We start from the raw sequence: 16191 nt of genomic DNA on the forward strand, positions 1-16191 counted from the left end.
GGTGAGGTTAAATCAGGGCAAATAAAATAAGCCCTCAAATCATTCGCAGAACTCCTCGACTATTCTCCTTATTATCTTGCTCGTCTTCGCCCGGTCGCTCTTGTAGAGGTAGGGAACTCGTATTACCTCAGCGTTTATGCCGTGCTTCCTCAGCTCCTCCTTGAGCTTCTCGCAGTTGAAGTTCTGGTCCGGGCCGATTGCTATAACGTCCGGGTCTATGCGCTTCACGAGCTCGAAGTCTATCCCGCCGGGCGAGCCGATGTAAACCTCGTCCACGTATTTTATCGCCCTCAGCAGTTCAGCCCTGTCCTCGGCCGGGTTTATCGGGTTCCTCCGCTTGTTTCTCCTGACGGTCTCGTCGTGGGCTACTATGACTATAAGCTCATCGCCCAGCTCTTTCGCCTGCTTCAAAAAGTGTATATGACCGACGTGGAGGATATCAAAGACTCCACCGGCTAAAACGCGGATTCTCCGGCCTTTAGATTCCCCCATCTCATCCCACCGTGACGTTCCAGATTTTATCCTTGGCGTGGTGGATGTTCTTCACTGCCTTCCCCTTGGGCTTCTCCTTCATCGCCTTACCGCTCATGAGGGCTATGCCTATCGCGAGTGGCCTTCCGTACTGCTCTTCAACCACGAAGACGAAGTCGCCTTCCCGGATGTTCTCATCGGCGTCAACTATGCCCGCGGCCATGACATCGGCGCCGTTGATGATGTATGGAACCGCCCCTTCGTCAACGACAACGCGCCTCGGCCACTTCCTCAAGTCCTCCTCGTTGGACAGCTCGTAGAGCGCTATGACAAGCGGGAAAATCAGGCCCTTTCTCCGTATGAAGAAGGGCTTTCCGTTGACGAGGAGGATTTCGGTGGTCTTGTCGAACTCGGCGACCTCAACGCGGTCCTTCTTGCTCAGCATCTTCTCGGCTATCTCCTCGCCGAAAATCTCGGCCATCTCGCGGATTATGGCCTTTACCTCCTTCTTGCTGAGGGGATGCTTGACCTTCAGCTCCACGCTCTCACCTCCTCGTAAATCTGTCTCGCGCTCTCCCTCGGGTTATCGCTCGCGTAAATCGAACGGCCCACGATGATGTAGTCGGCACCGGCCTTTAAAACCTCGCCCGCCTTTCCACCCTGCGCCCCGACTCCGGGGGTTAGGATTTTGATTCCCGGCTTGAGCTTTGAACGGATGTAGGCTACCCTCTCTGGCCTCGTGGCCGGAGCTATGACCCCAAAGGGCTCGAGCCGGTTGGCGAGCTCTATTAACCTATCCGTCACGGGCTGTATGAACTCCCTCGCCCCCGGATGGCTCATCTCGACGACGATTATCGTCTTCCCGAGCTCCATAACCGCCTCAACGCTGTCGCTCCCGACGAAGCCGTGCGCTATGATGTAATCCGCCCCCGCTTCGAAAACCTTCCCCGCTATCAGCCGGTTGGTGTTGGGAATGTCCGCGAGCTTGAGGTCGGCTATGACCGGAAGACCGGTCTCCTCCTTGAGTTCGGGGATTATGTCCAGCCCGGAACCGATGATGAGGGGCCAGTTCACCTTAATCGCCCAGAGGTAGTCCGCCGTTTCGCGGGCTATCTCAAGGGCCCTCTCGCGCTCGTAGACGTCAAGGGCAAGGATAAGCCTGCTCTCGGCCATCGACTCACCTCACGAGGGACTTTATCTCATCGGGAACGTCCTTGAGGAAAACCGCCACGTGATAGGCGCTCTTCATGGCGTCGGCCGGGTTCTCGGCCCAGGTAACGACGACCATGTCTCCATCATCAGGCCCAAGAACGGAGAGCTTCTCCGCCAGCTCAGGCATGGTCTCCCGCAGGGGCCTGCCGTCCTCCGGAAAAACTACCTCCCCGTTTTTAACGACGAGAATCATCGCACCCTTGGCGAAGAACCTTATTGCCTCATCGCGAAGCTCGATGCTCTTGAACTCAGGAGGTTTCCTGACGATTAGGGCGTAGGCCGGAAAGCCCTCAACCCTTCCAACCGCGTGAACCTCCGAAAAGGCCCAGGAAAGCCTCTCAACGAGCTCTCTGCCTTTCTCACTGAGGGCGTGGCCCCTCTGGGAGGACTCTATGAGCTCCATCCTTGAGAGCTTTCTCAAAAGCGTTCTAACGCTCCCCTCTCCGATGCCAAGGAGCTCTGAAATCGTCTTTCTTCCGACGGGATTCTTCATCAGGAACAGAACCGCAACCGCGTCTTCAATCGTGAACTCAGGATACGCTCCCCTCTTCCAGCTCATTCTCACCCACCGAGAAAAGTAGGAAAAGGGAGTTAAAAGCTTGCCGTCAGAGCCACTTGGGCTGGAGTCCGGCCCACATGCGCATCTTCTCGTGGGCAATGATGCGCGGGATGTTGTGCATCTCCTTCGGTCCCGGGTTCTTCATGTAGAAGGCGTTGACCTCGTAAACCGTTCCGAAGGCCTTCTTCTCGACGGCAATCTTTCCAAGCCTGACGAGGTCGACGAGCAGACCTGCCAGAGCCGGGCTGTCGTTTATCCTTCCAGTTATGACGAGCTCGTCGTGGGCGCCGTTGAAGCTGACGTACTCGATGTGCATGGCGATGAACTTCTTGTCGCCGAGGGGTTCGAGGAAGCCGGTCGGCTTGATGTAGTGCGGGGCGTCGTAGCCGAGGAGGTCTTTGACGATGGAGCTCTTGGTGAACTCCTTGCTCTTGTTGCGCTCCTTGTCGGTGAGAGCCAGGAAGTCCTGGTTTCCGCCGATGTTGAACTGAGCTATATCGAGGACGTAGCGGTTCCTCTGGGCGAGGTGCGCGAGGACGTCAGCCGTCAGCGGGGTGGCGCCGGTGGCTCCGTCGTCGCCGAAGATAACGAGGTTGCTCTCCTTCGCGAGCTCGACGAAGGCCGGGTCGTTGGCTATAAGCGTTGGAATCGCGTTGACGAAGGCCGCACCGCCGACCTCCTTGGCGTACTTGGCGGCCGCGTAGGCGTAGACCTGGGTAGCTGTGAGCCTGTCCTTCCTGTCCTCGGCGATGGCCTTCTCAAGCTCCTCCTTCTTCTCGAAGGGAACGAAGGCCTCGGTGGTGCAGACGTTGACGAAAACCTCTGCCTTGAGCTCCTTCCACTCGTTGACGAGGTGCTCGACAGCCTCGCTGAGGGTCATCTCGTCGTCGAGACCGGTAGCCTCGAGCGGGAGGTTCCTGAGGCTTCCGAGGTGTATTCCCTTTCTGACGGTGATGCCCTTGAGGCTCTCCGGGGCCTCCGGGTCGTAGGCCTTGACGACCTCGTGGAGGTCCTTGCCGACCTTGGCCTTGTCAACGTCGTAGGAACCGACGATTTCGATATCCTTAATCTTAATCGGGAGCTCGTCCGCCAGCGGGACGCCGTAGGGCTCGAGCTTTCCGGCCTTTACCTTCTCAAGACCGCTCGCGAATATGCTTGCAACGTAACCCTGGCCGAGTATAACAACCCTGACCATTTCACCCACCTCCTTTTCGTTGTTCTCAAATATTTTACAGTGGTTAAATAGTTTTTGGTCGCGAAACCTTTCTGGATATGAGCTGACCTCCTCCCCGCTCTGGAGGGTTAATCCCTCACTAATGACGGGGAGGTTTGAGGGGTTTCATTCAAACCCACTAAAAAGTGGGTCTTCGACCCCTCTGGCCGGGTCTTCGGCCAGTTACCCCTCCTCTGAGCGTACAAACCGCTCAGATTCGGGGTTATGGTCGTCACAACCTTCCTCAAAATGTTGAAAGCTCCAACTAAATCCGCGTTAAAGATAAGCCCCGTCACGGGACACTTAAACAATCCTCTAACAAAGCGAGCCCCCTCGTGGGGCTTCCCGCAAACGGGGCAAAGCTTAGAAGTGAAAGCCTCATTCACAACTTCAACAGAGATACCATACTCTTCAGCAACTTCTGTCAAGCGTTTAATGACGTAATTAAACCGCCAAACATGAGAAAGGATAAAATTCTGCCTTTTGCCCTTATCAGAATTCCGAGCTATTCCCTTTGGATAGCCGACGACAATTCTCTTAACTCCCGACTCGTAGAGCTTCTTAACCGTTTGTCTTACCGCCGTGTTAATGTAGTGCTTTGCTTGAAGTTTGGCCTTTTCGTGCATTCTCTTGAGTTTTCTACTCGTTTTGGCTCCACTCTTGTTGAGTTTCGACTGATACTCAGCAATCTTCTTCCGCCAGTAGAAGTCAATGCTCTTCAAAGGCCTTCCATTCACGAGGAAGCTTTCCCCGTTTTCCACATAAACGGCCATGAGATTGTTCACTCCCAAGTCAATTCCTGCAGAGAGGTTTCCTCTTGGAGTTCTTGGGAGTTTAATCCACTCCCCACTCTCAAGTTTTTCCTCGACTGCGAGGCTTACGTGAGCATACCATCTCCGCTTTACGGGGTCGTAGATGATTTCTAAGCGACCCTGCTTCCCCTTCAGGTGTATTCTACCCTTGAACTGGATTTCGAGACGTTTGAACTTTCCAAGACCCTTTAGAATGAGCTTATTCCCTTCAATCCTGTATTGGTCGTTTCTGAGAACGATTAATGGTTTCCTCCTCCCGTTTTCTTTGAGGTAGTTTGGTGGTTTGGGCTTAAGCCAGTTGGGAAGTTCTCCGTTCCGCTTCTTCCGGAGGAGTGAGAAGAAGCTTCTCCAAGCCTCGGCGTTTTTGCGGCATATTTGTTGAACGGTTGCAGAGCCGATTTCCCGCTTAAACTCATCATAAACGGTTTTCTCAGTCTTGTTAAAGTCCACGATTTGCTCTTTGAAGAATTGTTGTCGTCTAAGATAGTTTACTTGGTTCCAGACTTTAGCTTCAGTGTCCGCTAACTGGTGGAGGGTTTTCGCCTGCTCTTTTGAGGGCTGGAGTTTAAGCGTTACAGTTCTCTTCATTCTAAAGTGTAGTATGAATTTTAGGCTTTAAAAGAGTGTCGCTTTCTCGCTTAAAGACTGTTGGGTTGTTTACTGCATCCCCGCCCTAAAGGACGAGGCATTCAAAAGAATAAAGTAAACCGTCGCCCCGACGCGGAGGTTCGTCAGGACTGCGAGGAGCGCGAAGAGCGCCCTAACTGCGAGGCCCGAAGGAACGAGCAGGAACAGCATCGTCAGGAAGACCCTCTCGTCTCTCTTCCCGGGGAGCTTTCTGAGGGCGGGAACTTCCCGATATGCGTCCCTGCAGAAGGCCCCCTTAAAGCGCTCGGTCGAGTAGCTCACCATGACCGAACCGAGCAGAGCTAAGAGCGCGACCAGATACCAGAGGGGCTCTTTCAAAGCTGAGTAAGCAAGGAGCGCGAGGAAAGAGCCGTCAACGTAGCGGTCGAGGATTGAATCCACGTAGCCACCGAGCCTGCTCGTCCTCAGCTGGGCCCTTGCGAGCTCGCCGTCAACGCCGTCGAGGATTGAGCTCAGCTGGTAGAGGATTCCAGCTAAAGGCAGGCTGACGAGCGTTAGGAAGGCCGAGAGCACGCCGAGGGCGAAGGTGACGACCGTCATCTGGTTTGGAGTGACCTTCTCAACGAGGAGATAGCTGATTCTCGTCGAGATTTTCCTGTTGAGGTGTCGGCTGATGAACCCGTCGCCGGTCCCCTTGACGGCCGTGAAGATGAGCATCTTTCGGGCCCTCTTGAGCTCCTCCGGCGTGTCCACGTCGGTCCAGCCGAAGCCGTCAACGAAGGTAACCGGAAGCCCAGCGCGCTCGACAACCTCGCTGAGGGAGTAGTCGCCGTTCCTCTCGTTTTCAAGCTCCTCCGTTACTTTGAAAATCCCTTCATCGAGGACGAGGAAGCCCGTATCCACGGCATCCCATTCTTTAAGGCCCTTCCCGATTCGCTCGACCCTGCCGTCCTTCACCTTAACCTTCGTCGCCTCGTCAACGTCAATCCACCCCGGCCTTCGGTCCGCTATGAGACCGTTTCCCTTTATGGCCTCCGCAACGAAGGCCTCGCTGTAGACGTGGTCGCTCATGACGAGGACGAACCGCTCGGAGAGGTGGCCCTTGGCGAGGTGGAGTGAGTGACCGTTGCCCTTCTCGGGCTCGGGGTTTATCACGAGCTCGGCGTTGAAGCCGTTCCTCTCAACGAACTCGCGGTAAAGGGGCGCGTACCGCTCGTTGGTGACGATTAGGAAGCGCTCAACGCCGTTCCTCTGGAGGAGGTGCATCGTTCGGTACAGAATCTCCCTTCCGGCAACCCTAACGAGGCCCTTTGGCCTTCCGCCCATCCTCGTCCCAAGGCCTGCCGCGAGAATCACTGCCGTTTTTGGAGTCATCGGCATCACCTTTTTAAGGCCCTCAAAGAGGCCCCATCAAGAGAACCAAGATTAAATTAACCGCAGGTAATTTAAAGCTTTCGGTGATGGAAATGCGCGTGGCGGTCCTTTACTCGGGGGGCAAGGACTCGAACTACGCTCTCTACTGGGCGCTGGAGCAGGGGTTTGAAGTCAAGTACCTCGTCTCGATGGTGAGCGAGAGGGAAGACAGCTACATGTACCACGTGCCGAACATTCACCTCACGGAACTGCAGGCGAGAGCCATTGGGATTCCGCTCGTCAAGGGGTTCACCAGCGGGGAGAAAGAGAAAGAGGTAGAGGACATGAAGGCCGTCCTTGAGGGCCTGAAGATTGACGGCGTCGTTGCCGGGGCTTTGGCCAGCGAGTACCAGAAGCAGAGGGTTGACAGGGTCGCAAGGGAGCTCGGCCTTGAGAGCTTCGCGCCGGCCTGGCACAGGGACCCCGTTGACTACATGCGCGAGCTGATTGGAATCTTCGACATCGTAATGGTCGGAGTTTCGGCCTACGGGTTGGACGAGCGCTGGCTCGGGCGGAGGATTGACGAGAAAGCTTTGGAGGCGCTTGTGAAGCTCCACGAGAGGTACAAAATCCATGTGGCCGGAGAGGGCGGTGAGTTCGAAACCTTCGTCCGCGACGCGCCGTTCTTCAAGGCTCGCATAGTGTTTGATGAAGTCGAGAAGAAGTGGAACGAGTGCAACTATTCGGGAGTGCTTGAGGTTAAAAGGGCGCACCTTGAGAGAAAGGACAACCTTTAATTTTCCTTCCGCGAAGTTTTATCGGTGGGAGCATGGAGGTTATTGAAGCCGTCTACGACCACGGGGTTCTGAAACCCCTGAAGAAGGTGGACCTAAAGGAAGGCGAGAAAGTTCGCATAGTCCTCAAGAGGTCCCTCTACGAAGTTATCTCGGAACTTGAGAAGGAGTTCGAGGACGTAGATGAAGACCTCAGGGAAGTTCTCGTGAGGGAGAGAAAGTGATAGTTCTTGATGCATCTCTGATTATCGACTCCCTTCTTCCAAAACTTAGGGATAGGCATAAACTCGCTAAAGAGTTGCTTAAGGCAGTCTCAGAGGGCAACATTGTGGTTACAATGCCGAGAATAGCGAAGATTGAGATGCTGAGCGTGTTTAGCAGGAAAATAGGAATGAGGGCAGTTCAGGTTGTTGAGACCTTAGGAGAGGGCGTTGAGTTTGTTGGAGAAGAGGAGTTTTACCAAGTTGCGGAGGCTATTGCGCCCAAAATTCAGGGAAGGGCCGTGGATACATACTACATAGCACTCGCTTTCAAGAACTCAGCTATTCTGCTCTCCTGTGACAGACGACAGGTAGAAAACGCCAGAGTTGCGGGCGTTGAGGCATACTATGTCCCCGAAGAATTTGACAAGGCAATGAAAAGAATAAATGAACTCAGGGCTTCACCCTGACCCAGAACCACGCCTTCGAGCAACCGCCCGAAACGCCACAGCTCGGGAACTCGAGGCTCCACTCCTTGGTCGGAATCGCCGAATCCGGCTCCCAGTCGAAGTAGTCATCGTCAAAGAGGAGCGTTATAGAAACCTGCCCCATCGGGTCGTCGTCGTTGCCCCAGTTTCCGGCATCCTCTTCCCAGCCGTCGTATTCGAGGTAGAGGAACGGCACGTCCGCCCTCGTGTGGCCGATAATCAGAATCTGGGGTCTCGTGGTGAACCTGTTGCCCGAGAGCACTCCGGACTTTGGATAGCGGTTGACGGGCTGAACCGGCGCCATTCCAGTGGTTCTCTCGGCCGTTACGTCAGGAACGTCCACTTCCTCCGGCTTGAAGGAGATGAACCCGCTCGCGTAGAGGTAGTACTCGTCGTCGCCGAGTTCAGTATCCTTCGTGAACTGAACGGTGTCGAGGTAGGCCTGGAGGGTGTTGTAGCGGAGCGTCCTCGGGACTTCCACGGTTTGGACGAGGTAGGTAACCCTCATGTTGCCGTCCGTTGACCAGACCTCAACGAGAACTCCTTCGCTGTAATCGGCCCTCGCGTCTATCGTGTAGCCGGAGTAGCCAACCATGTCAGGTTCGGTTCCAAAAGCGGCCAGAATCCTTGAGCCGTAGAACTCGCTCGCGCTTTCACCTGTAACGAGCTGGTTGATGAACATGACTCCGTTGTAGCCGTACTTCATCGCGGTTCCGATTTCACCGGTGGCGAGGCCTAAAGCAGTATCAACGAGGAAGCCGACGCCCATCGTGACGTACTTTCCGGGACTGTCGATGTCCCAGCCAGCTGTGTGGACGTAGATTTTCCTGTATTCCCTAACCTCGTCAAGGGGCATCGCGAAAATCGGGTAGCCGTTGATGAAGGGGTAGCCCACACTTATAGCCCTCTCATCATGGTATAAAAGCCGGCTGTGGTCGTCCGCCTCGACCCAGCGCTTTGCTGGATAGCCGACGGCGTAAATCGGCCCGTACTTCCAGTTCAGGTCGTTCTCGTGCTCCCAGTAAACCGGAAAGGCCCACGAGACGAGCTGTATTTCGCCCTCCGCGCTGTCCTTGTTGCCCTTTATGTAGACGTCCTCGACGACGATGACGAGGTAGCGGTCGACGTCTTTCTCTATGCTGAGCCCGTTGGTGGCGTTCACCCACAGGTTGCTATGAGATGGGAAGCGGGGCTTCATCGAGGGAGCATAGACCTGGCCCGCGAACCAGAGGCGGAAGTAGCGCCAGGGGACGAGGGAGAAGAAGTTCTCGATGGTGAACTCGACAACGTGCCTGTCGTTTTCGATGTAGGTGCTCACATTCCCCTCGCGGTAGACGCTTCCGTGCGCGTCCCTCAACTTAAAGGAGTCCTCGTTTACGTAGGCAATCCAGTCGGCCTCGCCGTTGTCGATGCTGTCGAAGAAGACCTTCATAGGCATCATGTCGCGGTACTTGCGGTCGTCGAGATAGAGCCTTATCATCAGGTCGTAGCCCCTCGCCTCCATGTAGAGCTTTCCTTCCTCCGTAAAGAAGCTGGCCGGCGAGTAGTAGTCAATCCAGCCCTTCCCGGCCTCGATTACGAAGCTCCCGGTGTAGGGATAGACGAGGCTCGGGCTCTTGTCGGCCATCGTGCTCCCGTATATTCTGAGGTAAACCCGGTCGGGGAAAATTTCCGAGAAGTTCTCAACGGTGAAGCTAACGCGCCTCCCGTCGAGCCGGACGTTTCCAGCCCCCACTTCAACCGGCCCCTCGCCTGTCAGCTCGTAGAGCCTGAAGCCCGTTGAATAGAGGTGGAGCTCCCAGATTCTCCCGAACTCGTCGCCTTCATCAAAGCGGAGAACCGTCGGCTGGTAGGTGTACTTCCTGCCGGAGAGGTCGATGAAGACGGGAATGTGGACGTAGGCGTTGGCCAGGCTCTCGTTCTCAAAGGTTATCGTGAACTTAACGCTCTTTCCGGGGTCGGTCGAGGACGTTAGGAGCGAGACCCGCTCTATAACCTTCCCGTTCGGCTCGAAGGCGTCGCTCCAGATTGGCCCGGCGTATGTGAAGTTGGCGGTGAGCCTGTAAACCGGGATTACAACCGGTTCGAGCGTGACGTTGAGAAGCCCTATCGAAAAGCCCGGCCCGGTTCCGTTCCCGTTGGCCTCCCCGACCTCGCAACCGGAATCGGGGTCCGAGCTTTCATCGCAGAGAACTTTTCCATCCTCGTCGTACTGAAAGCTCGCGTTCGATGAGGGCGTCTCGGTTGGCGTTGGTGTCTCGGTTTGGGTTCCGGTTTGCGTTTCCGTCGCGGTTGAAGTCTGGGTTTCCGTTGTAGTGCCTGTCGGAGAATCGGTCTCAGAGTGCGCTCCGACATCTTCAGAAGATGAGCTTCCGGTATCGCTTCCACCTGTTCCGGTCGGAACACCGATGCCGTTCCCGCCGAGACAACCGCCAGCCAGCACTAACCCTGTCAGAAGAAGGAGGAGCAAAACCCGTGAGAATTTTCTCATATACACACCTCCAACCCAAACCTCGGCAAGAAAAGAAAGCCACACAGGTTTGGACTGTAGGTAGTAGGCACTCATTCTATTTAGGGCTTTTCATGAATGTCTCTTCACACAGAAAAGTTATTAAAGGAAGTGCAGAATTTACCCCGGGTGGTGGTGTGATAGAAGTCGAGAACCTCGTCAAGCGCTTCGGCGGGAAGGTTGCGCTCAAGGGAATCTCCTTCACCGTCCGCGACGGCGAAATCTACGGCCTCTTGGGCCCAAACGGGAGCGGTAAGAGCACCACGATGAGGATTCTGGCCGGGATTATTCCCTCGAGCGAAGGAAAAGTCCTGGTCGAGGGGATAAACGTCGCCGAGAACCCGATTGAAGTCAAGCGGATAGTCGGCTACATACCAGAGACGCCGGTTCTCTACGAGAGCCTGACCCCGATGGAGTTCTTCTCCTTCGTGGGAAGCATAAGGGGGATTCCAAAGGGGGAGCTTGAGGAGCGCGTTGAAAGGCTTGTCAAGGCCTTCGGAATCGAGGAATACCTCGGCGAGCTGATAGGGACGCTCAGCTTCGGAACCCAGCAGAAGGTTTCGATAATAGCCGGTTTGCTCCACGACCCAAAGGCCCTAATCCTCGACGAGGCCATCAACGGCCTCGACCCCAAGAGCGCGCGCATAATGAAGGAGCTCCTCAACGGCTTCAAGGAGGAGGGGAAGAGTATCGTCTTTTCGACACACATTCTCGCCGTTGCCGAGGCGTTGTGCGATAGGATAGGCATAATCTACAACGGCGAGCTGATAGCCGAGGGAACGCCAGAGGAGCTCAAGAGCTTCGCCCACGAGGAGAGCCTTGAAGACGTCTTCCTCAAGCTGACCGAGAGCCAAGAGGAGGTAAGCTCCCTCGTCAGGGCCCTAAGGGAGGCCTTCTGATGGAGTGGGAGATAGTAAACGTCCTCTACCGCGAGATGACCTATAAACGGCTGAAGGCAAATCCCCAGCTCTCGACGGACTGGAACAAGTTCATTAAGGCCTTCAAGCGGAGCGGAAGCCTTAAAAAGGCGTTGCTGAGCCAGTCAATCCTCTTCGGAATCTTCGGCCTCATGCTCTTCCCAGGTGTTTACTACGTCAAAGACCCCTCCGGCTCGGCGGTAATCTACGCGAGCTACTGCCTGCTCCCGCTGATAATGGCCCTCTACGGAACGGCCGTTACGGCCCAGTACGCGGTTTCGCTCGGCCTCTTTGAGCCTCTACTCTCGCTCCCGGTTCGCGTCGGCGGGAAGTACCTCAGCGTAATGCTTTTGATTACACAGCTCCCGTCGGTTCTCTTCCTCCTTCCCCCTGCGGTGGCCCTATCCCTCAAGCTCGGGCCCGTTGCTGGAGTCCTCGGCTTCGCTTGGGCGTTAATGGGCGCCATGCTCGGCCACACCCTCGGTCTGCTCATCTACGACCGCTTTGGAAAGGCCTCCGGCGGGAAGTTCTCCGGCCTCAAAACGGCCTTCAAGGCCTTTGGAATACTCCTCGTGATGTCCCTCTTCTATGGCCTGAACTACCTCCAGCGCTACGTTGCAAGCCACTACGAGGCGCTTAAGGGCGTTTTCGAGAGGTACTCTGTGGCATATCCCTTCTCGGTCTCGACGGTCGAGAAGCCCCTCCTCTCGCTCGGCCTCCTGGCCGTTTACGGCCTCGTGATTGGAGCGGTCTACGTTTCAACGGTTAGAAGGCTCTGGAGGAGGGTAAGCGAGGGAACGGCAACCGAGAGGAGAGGCGGTAAGGCAAGGCTCTCGCTCCACAGCCCGGCCCTGGCGCTGGCGCTCAAGGACTTCAAGATAGCGACGAGGAACACGTCCCTTCTAACGGGCCTGCTGATGCCCGTCGTGGTCATAATCCCGTCTCTCGCCGGTGCGTTGAAGTCCGGAAGCGAGAACGCGGTGCTCGGCTTCGTTTTGGCGATTGGTTGGACTTCAGCGATAGCGATAGATGCAGTTCTGAAGATAGACGGCAGGGCATTTGAAGTCCTTCACTCGCTCCCGCTGAGCCTCAGGACGTTTCTGAGGGGCAAGCTTGTGACGATGACTACTGTTCCGGTAACGGCGGGCCTGCTGGCGGTTCTGGGTCTCTCGCTCAGAAATCCAGGCTCCCTGAAGGTCCTTCCCCTCGCGCTCCTCCTGCCGGTCGCGACAGCCGGAACGACGCTGACGGTGTTCTACTGGGGAATCAGGGAGGTGGCACTACCCCAGACGACGTGGAAAAAGATGCTCTTGGCTCTGCTCGCGAACGGGCTGATAATTGGAGCTACAGCGGGGCTGTGGTACGTTGAGTGGTTCCTCTCGCTCCCCTTCGTGCTCCTCGTCGATGCGCTGTTGCTCTGGCACCTCAGCAGGTGACGTGGAAGATTCCAAGGACTCTTTTCTTTTCGTTGAGCTCGTTGAAGAGCTCCACCGCTTCCCCGGTGGGGAGCTCATAGACCTCTTTGTCCCTGACCAGCTCCCTGCTCTCGGGGAGTAGCGAGAGGTAGCCGTAGTAGCCGGTGCCGACGAGTAGAACCTCGAAGTCCTCAGTAAGGTACTCCCTGAGCTCGTCGGGGTCAAGTTTGTGGCTCGTTCCGTGTTTGTTTTTGCTCAGCCACTTCTTTCTCTTTTCAACCCTTCCGCTCGGGTAAACCACGATGTCGTGCTCGTAGGTTCTTCCGTCAACCACTATCCTCCCGAAGGAGGGGTATTCGAGCTTCATGGCACTCACCAGCAGTCCTTTGGGTGCAGTGCGTCCCTCAAAATCTTCGCGTGGTCAAAGGCCAGCGGAAGCTTCTCAACCTCGTCAATCGGAACAACCTCGACTTCCTTCGCATCGTCGCCGGCTTTAAGTTCCCCTTCGCCAATGCAGAGAAAGGCGACCGAAACGGTGTGTCCCCTCGGGTCTCTGCCAGGGTCGGAGTAAACGCCCACCAGTTTGAGGATTCTGACGTCCAGACCAGTCTCTTCCTTCATCTCCCTCTTCAGGGCTTCCTCAACGGTCTCGCCGTACTCGACGAAACCACCGGGAAGGGCAAAATGGTTCTTAAAGGGCTCGTTCTTTCGCTTTATGAGAACGACACCGCCCCGATAGAGTATGACGCCGTCAACGGTGAGTCCTATGCACCGATGGAGCTCGGCCTTGAAACCGTGTTTTTCTGCGAGGGCCTTAACCTCCTCGCGGAATTCGCTTACATCAGCCCCCTTCGGGGCTTTAACGAGCAGAACGTAACGGTCCATCTTTTTCACCTCAGGGAAGTCCCTTCTCATCAGCTTTCAGCGTGCTGACGTTTCATCATCGGTCGGTTGGAGTTATGTTTAATCACTTAAAGCCTCAACGGTTACACCCCTTGCGAGCTCGCTCACCTCGTCGAGGCTGAAATCCACGGAGCGATACCGGAGGAACAGCGCCGTGAAGGCGACGGCCCGCTTTAGGGACTGGATGAAGGGACACTCCATGTAAAAACCGGTGAAAGCTCCGAGAAAGACGTCTCCCGCGCCCGTTGATTCGCCGACGTCAACTTTCAGCGGAACGAAGCGGTAGGGCCTTCCGTGGAGGTAGGCCTTTCCAGGGTTAGGACCGTCCGAGAGGAGGAGAACCCCAACAGAGCCTGGGTCAAGGTTCACGTGGGGAAACTCCGCGACGTCGGCGTGCAGGATGCCGACTCCGCGAAGGAACGACCCGTCGCGCTCGATGAGCCTCACTGGGCCCTTCTCAGGGGAGCGTATGAACCCCTGAAGGTCGGCCGAGACGAGCCCTGCCCGGTTTAATGCTTCTCTCACGATGTCCTCTGGAATCTCGTTGGCAACGGGGTTGAGGATTATCGCGTCGTACTTCTGGGCCGGGAATTCAGTAATGGGGGAGGCGCGCGAAATCAGCCTTAGCTCCCGCCTGTTGGAGTCAAGGTAAGTCAGCTCGTAGGACGTTGTTTCATCGGAGGGCAGGACTGTCAGTTTGCCCAGGGAGCGGAGCTCGTCAATCCACTCCTCCGGGAGCTGAGAAAAGCTCGTGAGAATCTCAACATCGCAGAAGCGCGAAAGTGCCAGGGCGGAGTAGTAGGCTCCGCCGCCGAGTCTCTCTTCGATTTTCGAACCGCGCCTTATTACATCCCTGACGACGTGGCCGACGACGAGGCACTTCATTTTCACCAGTCCCAATCTTATACTCTTTGTGAGTGGACATTAAAAACCTTTCCTAAATTACCGAAAGGCTTTTAAGGGGAAAAAGCGAAAAGTTTAAAAGGAGATGTCGTTTTGGGGTGGGGCTATGAAGCGCTTAGGAAAGGTTTCTCACTACGCAAAGCAGGGCTTCCTCATAGTCAGAACGAACTGGGTTCCATCGCTCAACGAGCCCGTCGTTGACAAGGATTTGAGGCCGGTAGGCATTGTTAAGGATGTTTTTGGTCCCGTTGATTACCCCTATGTTGCCGTTAAACCCCGTGTTAAGGACCCCGAGAGATACGTCGGTGCTCTTCTGTACGTGGACAAGAGGAGGAAGGATAAAAAGCCGGGTAAGAAGGCTAAAGTCAGAGGCTCTAAGGGTTCTAAGAAGCCCAAGCGTTCTCGCCCCGCCCCCAGGAGAAGGGGGTGAGAGCGATTACTCCGAAAAGGGTTTGTCCCGTGTGCGGGTCAACCGAGTTTATATACGACCCCAGGAGGGGTGAGATAGTCTGTAAGGTCTGCGGCTACGTCATCGAGGAGAACGTTGTCGATGAGGGGCCGGAATGGAGGGCCTTCGACCCGGACCAGAGGGCCAAGCGCGCGAGAACCGGTGCGCCGATGACGCTGATGATACACGACAAGGGCCTCTCGACCGATATAGACTGGCGCGACAAGGACATACACGGCAACCAGATAACGGGAATGTACAGGAGCAAGATGAGAAGGCTCCGCATGTGGCAGCGCAGAATGCGCATAAACGACGCCGCGGAAAGAAACCTCGCCTTCGCGCTGAGCGAGCTCGACAGGATGGCGGCGCAGATGCGCCTCCCGAGGCGCGTTAAGGAGGTAGCGGCTTCTCTATACAGGAAAGCCGTCATGAAGAAGCTAATCCGGGGAAGGTCGATAGAGGGCATGGTTTCCGCCGCTCTGTACGCGGCCTGCAGAATGGAGGGCATTCCGAGGACCCTCGATGAGATTGCGGCGGTTTCCAAGGTTACAAAGAAGGAAATCGGGAGGAGCTACCGCTTCCTTGCGAGGGGTCTCAACCTGAACCTCCGCCCGACGAGCCCGATAGAGTACGTTGACCGCTTTGGAGACGCCCTCGGCGTCAGCTCAAGGACCAAGGAGAGGGCGAAGGAAATCCTCCGCGAGGCCATAAAGCGTGGCATAACCAGCGGAAAAGGCCCAACGGGATTGGCCGCGGCAGCGCTCTACGTCGCTTCACTCCTTGAGGGCGAGAAGAAGACCCAGCGCGAGGTCGCCGAGGTCGCTCACGTCACCGAGGTGACCGTCAGGAACAGGTACAAGGAGCTCGTAGAAAAGCTCGGTATAAACGTGCCGATGTGACGATGATAGCGGTTTTAAGCGATACCCACGTGGGGGACAAGGCAAAGGCCCTCCCAATTCCCCTTTTGGAGAAGCTTGAGGAGATTAATCCAGAGCTCATTCTCCACGCCGGCGATGTAACGTCATCGAAGGTTCTTGAGACCCTTGAGGAGATAGCGCCCGTGATAGCGGTCCGGGGAAACGTTGACCACCTCAGTCTTCCGGAAGAGGAAACCGTTGAAGTCGAAGGAATGAGAATCGGCGTGATTCACGGGCATCAGCTTCTAAGTCTAAACGCGCAGTTTTTAAGCCTGAAGGCCCTCGACATGGAGGTTGACCTGCTCGTCTTCGGCCACACCCACCGCTTCTACTTCGATTCTTTCAGCGTCTACGGAAGAAGGGTTTATCTCCTGAATCCGGGTTCGCCGACGTTTCCACGGTGGAATGAGGCCGGCTTCGCGGTTCTGAAGCCCGGAGAAGAGCCAACCGTTAGAAGGGTTAAGCTTTGGTAAACGGAAAAGAGAACGG

19 protein-coding genes are annotated in these 16191 nt (G+C 55.9%); 8 read left to right on the top strand and 11 right to left on the bottom strand.

The window, feature by feature from the left end; all coding sequences use genetic code 11:
* Nucleotides 1-39: 39 nt before the first annotated feature.
* The 7 genes from BD01_RS07805 to BD01_RS07835 all read right to left on the bottom strand — a co-directional run bounded on the left by BD01_RS07805 (nt 40) and on the right by BD01_RS07835 (nt 6229).
* Entirely contained in the window at nt 40-492 is a 453-nt protein-coding gene (locus BD01_RS07805) for an adenylyltransferase/cytidyltransferase family protein (protein WP_042691683.1), read from the bottom strand.
* Nucleotide 493: 1 nt separating this feature from the next.
* Entirely contained in the window at nt 494-1012 is a 519-nt protein-coding gene (locus BD01_RS07810) for an RNA-binding protein (RefSeq protein WP_042691685.1), read from the bottom strand.
* The gene (gene pyrF / locus BD01_RS07815) at nt 1003-1644 is read right to left on the bottom strand and encodes an orotidine-5'-phosphate decarboxylase (RefSeq protein ID WP_042691687.1); all 642 of its coding nucleotides are present in this window, start codon (nt 1642-1644) and stop codon (nt 1003-1005) included. The genes BD01_RS07810 and pyrF overlap by 10 nt, the downstream gene beginning before the upstream one ends.
* Nucleotides 1645-1648: 4 nt before the next feature.
* Entirely contained in the window at nt 1649-2242 is a 594-nt protein-coding gene (locus BD01_RS07820; RefSeq protein ID WP_042691690.1) for a DUF4443 domain-containing protein, read from the bottom strand.
* Nucleotides 2243-2288: 46 nt separating this feature from the next.
* Complete coding sequence (locus tag BD01_RS07825; protein ID WP_042691692.1) at nt 2289-3437, bottom strand: inositol-3-phosphate synthase; 1149 nt, start codon at nt 3435-3437, stop codon at nt 2289-2291.
* 107 nt (nt 3438-3544) lie between these two features.
* Nucleotides 3545-4855, bottom strand: coding sequence for an RNA-guided endonuclease InsQ/TnpB family protein (locus BD01_RS07830; RefSeq protein ID WP_042691695.1), 1311 nt, complete (start codon nt 4853-4855; stop codon nt 3545-3547).
* A 69-nt stretch (nt 4856-4924) separates the two neighbouring features.
* Nucleotides 4925-6229, bottom strand: a complete 1305-nt coding sequence (locus BD01_RS07835; RefSeq protein ID WP_042691697.1) for a bifunctional L-myo-inositol-1-phosphate cytidylyltransferase/CDP-L-myo-inositol myo-inositolphosphotransferase — start codon at nt 6227-6229, stop codon at nt 4925-4927.
* A 92-nt stretch (nt 6230-6321) separates the two neighbouring features.
* Between BD01_RS07835 and BD01_RS07840 the strand changes: the two genes are divergently transcribed.
* The 3 genes from BD01_RS07840 to BD01_RS07850 are packed head-to-tail and all read left to right on the top strand — an operon-like array spanning nt 6322 to nt 7672.
* Nucleotides 6322-7005, top strand: a complete 684-nt coding sequence (locus BD01_RS07840; protein WP_042691699.1) for a diphthine--ammonia ligase — start codon at nt 6322-6324, stop codon at nt 7003-7005.
* 32 nt (nt 7006-7037) lie between these two features.
* Nucleotides 7038-7226 (top strand): antitoxin family protein, encoded by a 189-nt coding sequence (locus BD01_RS07845; protein WP_042691701.1) that lies wholly within the window; start codon nt 7038-7040, stop codon nt 7224-7226.
* Complete coding sequence (locus BD01_RS07850; RefSeq protein WP_042691704.1) at nt 7223-7672, top strand: type II toxin-antitoxin system VapC family toxin; 450 nt, start codon at nt 7223-7225, stop codon at nt 7670-7672. The genes BD01_RS07845 and BD01_RS07850 overlap by 4 nt, the downstream gene beginning before the upstream one ends.
* On the opposite strand, the gene BD01_RS07855 is transcribed toward BD01_RS07850, so the two are convergent.
* Complete coding sequence (locus BD01_RS07855) at nt 7656-10181, bottom strand: hypothetical protein (RefSeq protein WP_042691707.1); 2526 nt, start codon at nt 10179-10181, stop codon at nt 7656-7658. The two genes, BD01_RS07850 and BD01_RS07855, sit on opposite strands and share 17 nt — an antisense overlap.
* A gap of 155 nt (nt 10182-10336) precedes the next feature.
* Here BD01_RS07855 and BD01_RS07860 point away from each other — a divergent pair, with 155 nt between their 5' ends.
* Nucleotides 10337-11098 (top strand): ABC transporter ATP-binding protein, encoded by a 762-nt coding sequence (locus BD01_RS07860; RefSeq protein ID WP_042691709.1) that lies wholly within the window; start codon nt 10337-10339, stop codon nt 11096-11098.
* Nucleotides 11098-12552, top strand: a complete 1455-nt coding sequence (locus BD01_RS07865; RefSeq protein ID WP_042691712.1) for a hypothetical protein — start codon at nt 11098-11100, stop codon at nt 12550-12552. Before BD01_RS07860 ends, BD01_RS07865 begins: the two co-directional genes overlap by 1 nt.
* Here BD01_RS07865 and BD01_RS07870 read toward each other — a convergent pair.
* From BD01_RS07870 to BD01_RS07880, 3 genes are all read right to left on the bottom strand, one after another.
* Complete coding sequence (locus BD01_RS07870; protein WP_042691715.1) at nt 12542-12898, bottom strand: Mth938-like domain-containing protein; 357 nt, start codon at nt 12896-12898, stop codon at nt 12542-12544. The two genes, BD01_RS07865 and BD01_RS07870, sit on opposite strands and share 11 nt — an antisense overlap.
* Before the next feature lie 5 nt (nt 12899-12903).
* Nucleotides 12904-13416 (bottom strand): NUDIX domain-containing protein, encoded by a 513-nt coding sequence (locus tag BD01_RS07875; protein WP_042691717.1) that lies wholly within the window; start codon nt 13414-13416, stop codon nt 12904-12906.
* A gap of 78 nt (nt 13417-13494) precedes the next feature.
* Nucleotides 13495-14319 carry a carbohydrate kinase family protein gene (locus tag BD01_RS07880; protein WP_042691720.1) on the bottom strand — a complete coding sequence of 275 codons (825 nt, stop codon included), beginning with the start codon at nt 14317-14319 and terminating at the stop codon, nt 13495-13497.
* 124 nt (nt 14320-14443) lie between these two features.
* Between BD01_RS07880 and BD01_RS07885 the strand changes: the two genes are divergently transcribed.
* From BD01_RS07885 to BD01_RS07895, 3 genes are read left to right on the top strand one after another with little or no spacing between them, the layout of a single operon-like run.
* Complete coding sequence (locus BD01_RS07885; RefSeq protein WP_042691722.1) at nt 14444-14767, top strand: Gar1/Naf1 family protein; 324 nt, start codon at nt 14444-14446, stop codon at nt 14765-14767.
* A gap of 5 nt (nt 14768-14772) precedes the next feature.
* Nucleotides 14773-15684 (top strand): transcription initiation factor IIB, encoded by a 912-nt coding sequence (locus BD01_RS07890; protein ID WP_042693272.1) that lies wholly within the window; start codon nt 14773-14775, stop codon nt 15682-15684.
* Between the two features lie 2 nt (nt 15685-15686).
* Nucleotides 15687-16175 carry a metallophosphoesterase gene (locus BD01_RS07895; protein WP_042691724.1) on the top strand — a complete coding sequence of 163 codons (489 nt, stop codon included), beginning with the start codon at nt 15687-15689 and terminating at the stop codon, nt 16173-16175.
* Nucleotides 16176-16191: the final 16 nt, after the last annotated feature.

It is taken from the genome of Thermococcus nautili (genome assembly GCF_000585495.1).
Lineage (GTDB): Archaea > Methanobacteriota_B > Thermococci > Thermococcales > Thermococcaceae > Thermococcus > Thermococcus nautili.

Coding starts and splice junctions, on each gene's coding strand:
- BD01_RS07805 (WP_042691683.1), bottom strand. CDS start 492: ATGGGGGAATCTAAAGGCCGGAGAATCCGCGTTTTAGCCGGTGGAGTC.
- pyrF (WP_042691687.1), bottom strand. CDS start 1,644: ATGGCCGAGAGCAGGCTTATCCTTGCCCTTGACGTCTACGAGCGCGAG.
- BD01_RS07820 (WP_042691690.1), bottom strand. CDS start 2,242: ATGAGCTGGAAGAGGGGAGCGTATCCTGAGTTCACGATTGAAGACGCG.
- BD01_RS07825 (WP_042691692.1), bottom strand. CDS start 3,437: ATGGTCAGGGTTGTTATACTCGGCCAGGGTTACGTTGCAAGCATATTC.
- BD01_RS07830 (WP_042691695.1), bottom strand. CDS start 4,855: ATGAAGAGAACTGTAACGCTTAAACTCCAGCCCTCAAAAGAGCAGGCG.
- BD01_RS07835 (WP_042691697.1), bottom strand. CDS start 6,229: ATGACTCCAAAAACGGCAGTGATTCTCGCGGCAGGCCTTGGGACGAGG.
- BD01_RS07840 (WP_042691699.1), top strand. CDS start 6,322: ATGCGCGTGGCGGTCCTTTACTCGGGGGGCAAGGACTCGAACTACGCT.
- BD01_RS07845 (WP_042691701.1), top strand. CDS start 7,038: ATGGAGGTTATTGAAGCCGTCTACGACCACGGGGTTCTGAAACCCCTG.
- BD01_RS07855 (WP_042691707.1), bottom strand. CDS start 10,181: ATGAGAAAATTCTCACGGGTTTTGCTCCTCCTTCTTCTGACAGGGTTA.
- BD01_RS07865 (WP_042691712.1), top strand. CDS start 11,098: ATGGAGTGGGAGATAGTAAACGTCCTCTACCGCGAGATGACCTATAAA.
- BD01_RS07870 (WP_042691715.1), bottom strand. CDS start 12,898: ATGAAGCTCGAATACCCCTCCTTCGGGAGGATAGTGGTTGACGGAAGA.
- BD01_RS07875 (WP_042691717.1), bottom strand. CDS start 13,416: ATGGACCGTTACGTTCTGCTCGTTAAAGCCCCGAAGGGGGCTGATGTA.
- BD01_RS07880 (WP_042691720.1), bottom strand. CDS start 14,319: ATGAAGTGCCTCGTCGTCGGCCACGTCGTCAGGGATGTAATAAGGCGC.
- BD01_RS07885 (WP_042691722.1), top strand. CDS start 14,444: ATGAAGCGCTTAGGAAAGGTTTCTCACTACGCAAAGCAGGGCTTCCTC.
- BD01_RS07895 (WP_042691724.1), top strand. CDS start 15,687: ATGATAGCGGTTTTAAGCGATACCCACGTGGGGGACAAGGCAAAGGCC.